Consider the following 5,380-nt stretch of genomic DNA (forward strand, 5'->3'; position numbering starts at 1 on the left):
GATGAAATAATTCCTTCATATACAGCTTTTAATGCACTCGTTGAAGAAGCGCATAATTCTTTAAAATAACACGTGCTCGCTTATAGAGCCGTGTTTTTTCTTGTGCTTTTTTGTTGAAAATGGTAGTGTGATTATACACATATACAATTATTTATAAGAGGTGATCTCGTTGAATAAAGGACAACGACATATACGAATTCGAGATATTATCGCCAATCATGAAATCGAAACACAAGATGATTTAGTCGATTTTTTAAAAGAAGCAGGCTATAATGTGACCCAAGCAACGGTGTCACGAGATATTAAAGAGCTACATTTAGTGAAAGTACCGTTACAGGATGGTCGCTATAAATATAGCTTACCCGCAGATCAACGTTTCAACCCAGTCCAAAAATTACATCGTGCATTAGCAGATGCATTTGTCAGCATTGATGGAGCATCTCACTTTCTAGTGATGAAAGCTCTTCCAGGTAATGCAAACGCGATTGCATCTTTACTTGACCATTTAGATTGGCCAGAAATTTTAGGTACAATTTCTGGGGATGATACCATTTTAATTATTTGTCGTAATGAAAATGAGCGTGAAAATACAAAAAATCGCTTATTAGACATGCTTTAAAAAATGGGGAATTTGATTCAGAGGTGACAATTTGTGTTAAGAGAGCTTAGTATTCGAAACTTTGCCATCATTGAGGATCTGACAGTAAGCTTTTCAGAAGGTTTAACAGTACTTACAGGGGAAACAGGTGCTGGGAAATCCATCATCATTGATGCTGTGCATTTACTTGCGGGTGGACGAGGCAATACTGAATTTATTCGCCACGGTGCAAGAAAAGCAGAATTAGGTGGCTTATTTCAAATTTCAAGTTTAGCTCATCCTGTTCTGAAAAAATTAGAAGAAGCAGGCATAGAAATTGAAGAAGATAGCATTATTTTACGACGGGATTTAAATGATTCTGGTAAAAGCATTTGCCGAGTAAATGGAAAGCTTGTGCCATTATCGGTACTTAGAGACATTGGCGCTAGCCTTATTGATATTCATGGTCAACATGAAAATCAAGAGCTGATGGATGAAAAGCAGCATATTAATTTACTCGACCAGTTTGCGGAGGAAGAACTGTCCCCTATACAAAAAACATATAGTGAACAATATGAAGAATATCGTTTACTAAAAAAAGATTTAGCTTCCATATCGATTGATGAACAATTGATGGCACAACGTATTGATTTGTACCAATTTCAAATAAAAGAGCTAGAGGAAGCCAATCTAAAGTTGGGTGAGGAAGACGACCTTTTAGATGAACGCCGTCGTTTGATGAATTTTAATAAAATTTTTGAACGTTCTAGTGCAGCCTATGATGCCATTCAAGGCGATTCGAAGGGACTTGATTGGATTGGTAATGCTATGGGTGCTTTAGAAGACGCCGCGACGGTTGACGATCAATTCAAAGAAGCATCTGAAGCTGTGACATCTGCATTTTATGCCTTACAAGATGCAGCCTATCAGGTCAAAAATGTGTTAGATGACTTAGAGTTCGATCCAGCACGTTTAAACGAGGTTGAGCAGCGTTTAGCACTATTCCAAAATTTAAAACGCAAATATGGTTCGACACTGGAAGAAATCTTAGCGTATTATGAGAAAATTAAAACAGAATTAAATGAATTGTTGAATCGAGATGAAATTTTGCAGGTCAAAGAACGCCGAGTGCTAGAGATGGAATCGGTACTTAATGAACTTGCTGAAAAACTTTCGGCGGTACGTAAAACTGCTGCCCATCAATTGAGTGAAGCCATAATGGCAGAATTACGTGAACTACATATGGAAAAAGCAAAATTTATTGTTAATTTCGATGAATTACCATATTTCGATGCCAATGGAAAAGATCAAATCATTTTCTACATCTCCACAAACGTTGGAGAACCACCAAAATCGTTACCCAAAATTGCATCTGGCGGTGAATTATCGCGAATGATGCTTGCATTGAAAACGATTTTCTCTTCCTCAAATGGTATCACCTCCATTATTTTTGATGAGGTCGATACAGGTGTAAGTGGTCGTGTAGCGCAAGCCATTGCAGAAAAAATCGCAGCGATTTCCGTTAATTCTCAAGTATTATGTATTTCTCATTTACCACAGGTTGCGGCTATGGCTGATCATCATTACTTTATCAAAAAAGAGGTGGAGCATGATCGAACGTTCACTTCGTTATCGGAAATTGATCAAGATGCTCGAATTGAGGAAGTTAGCCGTATGATGTCTGGTACAGAAATTACAGCTTTAACATTACAGCATGCAACAGAGCTTTTAAAAATGGCAGATGAACGAAAAAAACAAATGCGTTAATCTTTATTCCAGAAACAGTCACGCTGTTTCTGGGTTTTTTCTTTTTGCACAAATATTTACCGCTTATAAGAATGGCACAACAACACATAGTAAAAAGACAAAAATGAAAAGGAGGTGTCGTATGAATCGTCATTGGCGTCAATTAGTCATTTTGCCTATGCTCATCTTTTTGTTAGTGATGCCTGTACAAGCTTTAGCCGCCAAAAAGCTTATACCAATGGGTGAAGCAATTGGGATCCAGCTCCAATTATCACATGTATTTGTCGCACATGATGTATTATTAGCTTCGAATCAGTGGATGAAGGGAGGAGCAGTCATTGAAAAAATAAATGATATCCCTGTTAAATCTCTTGCTGATGCCAAACAAGCTGTGGCAAAAAAAGGCCAACAAAAATGGACGATCAATAGTGAAGGCCAACAAGTTACATTGGAATTACAAAATCAAGAAGCAGAGCATGTCATTTCCTTTTTAAAAGATGAAACAGATGGAGTAGGAACACTGACTTATATTGATCCAGAGACAAAAAATTACGGAGCACTAGGTCATCAAATTGTCGATTCAACCCTACAAGAAGCCCCTGTTTTTAAAGCTGGCTCCATTTTTTTAGCTTCCATTCAACAAATTCGTAAAAGTACACCGGGCCAACCAGGCTATAAAATATCCTCCATTGAGAAGCATCAAGAACGACTCGGCAGTATAGATAAAAATACTATTTATGGTATTTTTGGCCGTTGGGAAGACGGTTATCAACAAAGATTACCCAAAGCCATTGAAATTATGCATGAAAAAGATATAAAAACTGGGAAAGCCGAAATTTATACGGCTATTGAAGGCAGTAAGGTGGAATCTTTTTCGATTGAAATTACAAAGGTTGAAAATGAACGCCTTGAATTTATAGTATCTGACGAAAAGCTCATTGAAAAAACAGGTGGTATTTTGCAGGGAATGAGTGGCAGTCCTATCATTCAAGACGGTCGTTTTGTCGGTGCTGTGACGCATATGTTTGTTGAAGAGCCGAAAAAAGGGGCGGCACTAACTGTAGCAGAAATGTTAAGAAGATCTTCATGAATTATGTCTGGTAAGAATTCGCTTCATTTTCAGGGGCAACAAAAGCCCAGGGAAAGAAGCGAATTTTACCCTTTTTTCTAGGAATTCAACATGTATTTCTAATAATTCCCTGAAGGAGTCATGATATTTAAAAAAACTGTAGTTTTATCAACTAATTTTATCTAAAATAAGTAATAAGAGCATTCGACTAGTTGCAATTATTTATCGTAACTTGTCGATAAAAAAAGAAAGTATCGGACTACATACTCATTTTTGAAAATGAAAAAGGTTTTTAAAACAAAAATGTCGAAAATTCCACAGTGTGCCAAAAACGGCATTTAGGGGTTAGGTTAACGCTTTGAGGTGTTCAAAGCAAGTCCAGAAGGAGGAATTGAAATGACAAAAGTAAAAGTAGCGATTGCTGATGATAATCGTGAGTTATTAAAAACAATGGAGCAGTATTTTCAAGGACATGCCGAAATAGAAATTATTGCAACAGCTTCAAATGGAAAAGTTTGTCTACAAATGCTTGAGGAATTTACACCAGATATTTTACTTCTAGATATAATAATGCCTCATCTTGACGGTTTAGCTGTATTAGAAGCCATGTATCAAAACGAAAAAATGTCATCTATCCAAGTTATTATGCTAACAGCTTTTGGTCAGGAAGATGTCATGAAACAGGCGGTAGATTTAGGGGCTTCCTATTTCATGCTGAAGCCATTTGAATTCGATCAATTGGTACAAAAGATTCTACATTGTGCTGGACAAAAGGCGACACTACCAAAAAAGACAAGCGTGTTACAACCGACAGTACCTCAAAAATTAAATCAGCATCAATTAGACAGTACGATTACTGCAATCATAAAAGAAATCGGTGTACCTGCACATATTAAAGGTTATTCTTATTTACGTGAAGCCATTCAAATGGTATTTGAAGATATAGAATTATTAGGATCTGTCACGAAAATTTTATACCCAGAAATCGCGAAAAAATTCAATACAACGCCATCCCGTGTGGAACGTGCAATTCGTCATGCCATCGAGGTCGCATGGAATCGTGGCAATTATGAATCGATTTCGTCGATGTTTGGCTATACAGTGCACCACCTAAAATCCAAGCCAACCAATAGCGAGTTCATTGCCATGATCGCAGACAAAATCCGTATTGATATGATGGCTAGCTAAGCGTGCTATATTGGTGTTTTTAGCGTGTAGCTTAGCGGAGAATGTCCGGTAAACCTAATTTATTACGAAAATGATAACGCCTTTTTAGACAGTTTACGTCGACTGTTTGAGGGGCGTATTTTTTATGTCCATTATTAACGAATTTGTCCTTTTTAGAAAGGTTCATGCAATGAAGTTGTGAATCAAAAAAGCATTCTTTCGCAAAAACCTCTTTTTAGAGGATTAATATGGTTAATTTTGATAATATGACATAAATTGATTAATAGTAGTATTAAATATCAAAATTAAGGGGATGAGATACTTGAGTAGGAGTAAGTTATTCGTTATTTTTTTAGTATTTATTTTAGTTGGAGTATTTGCAGCAGGTTTTTATACATTTAATGATGCACTAGTTGAAAAAACAGTGAAAATTGATGAACAAAATATTGTTGAAAAGAACGGAGAATACTACCTGTTAATTGATGAGCGTGAGTTAATATTACCGAAAAAGTATTACGATAAAATCGAATTAGAAAAATACAACGAATACAAAGTTAAATATGTTTACAATCGGTTAAATAATGATGGTGAAGTCGTGATGCTAAAAAGATATGGTGAACAGCCATGGGGTAAATAATGGTGTGAGACTGTAAGCCCTTATCCATTTTTTATAAGCTAAACTTATACGCTGGTGTTCAATTCATCATTACAAAACTCGGTAGCATTGATTAGGGAATTTAATCGATAGTTTTACAGAAAATGCTGTAGAAATATCTTAACTGAATAACGAGAACTGGAACAATCAAAGAAAAGTCGGCATA

General features: G+C 36.2%; 5 protein-coding genes. All 5 read left to right on the plus strand.

All coding sequences use genetic code 11. The annotated features are described in order from the left end of the window. Window positions 1-169 precede the first annotated feature (169 nt). A complete protein-coding gene (gene ahrC / locus RT445_RS22920; RefSeq protein WP_004231170.1) occupies window positions 170-619 on the plus strand; it encodes a transcriptional regulator AhrC/ArgR in 450 nt (149 codons plus the stop codon). Window positions 620-652: 33 nt separating this feature from the next. After that, on the plus strand, window positions 653-2,344 hold the full coding sequence (gene recN, locus RT445_RS22925) for a DNA repair protein RecN (protein WP_274793619.1): 1,692 nt from the start codon (window positions 653-655) through the stop codon (window positions 2,342-2,344). A gap of 121 nt (window positions 2,345-2,465) precedes the next feature. After that, window positions 2,466-3,413, plus strand: a complete 948-nt coding sequence (locus RT445_RS22930; protein ID WP_274793618.1) for a SpoIVB peptidase S55 domain-containing protein — start codon at window positions 2,466-2,468, stop codon at window positions 3,411-3,413. Window positions 3,414-3,788: 375 nt separating this feature from the next. Further along, entirely contained in the window at window positions 3,789-4,580 is a 792-nt protein-coding gene (gene spo0A / locus RT445_RS22935) for a sporulation transcription factor Spo0A (RefSeq protein ID WP_274793617.1), read from the plus strand. Between the two features lie 292 nt (window positions 4,581-4,872). Beyond that, the gene (locus RT445_RS22940; RefSeq protein WP_312507449.1) at window positions 4,873-5,196 is read left to right on the plus strand and encodes a hypothetical protein; all 324 of its coding nucleotides are present in this window, start codon (window positions 4,873-4,875) and stop codon (window positions 5,194-5,196) included. Window positions 5,197-5,380 lie beyond the last annotated feature (184 nt).

The sequence above is a fragment of the Lysinibacillus sp. genome (assembly GCF_032093475.1).
Classification (GTDB): domain Bacteria; phylum Bacillota; class Bacilli; order Bacillales_A; family Planococcaceae; genus Lysinibacillus; species Lysinibacillus irui.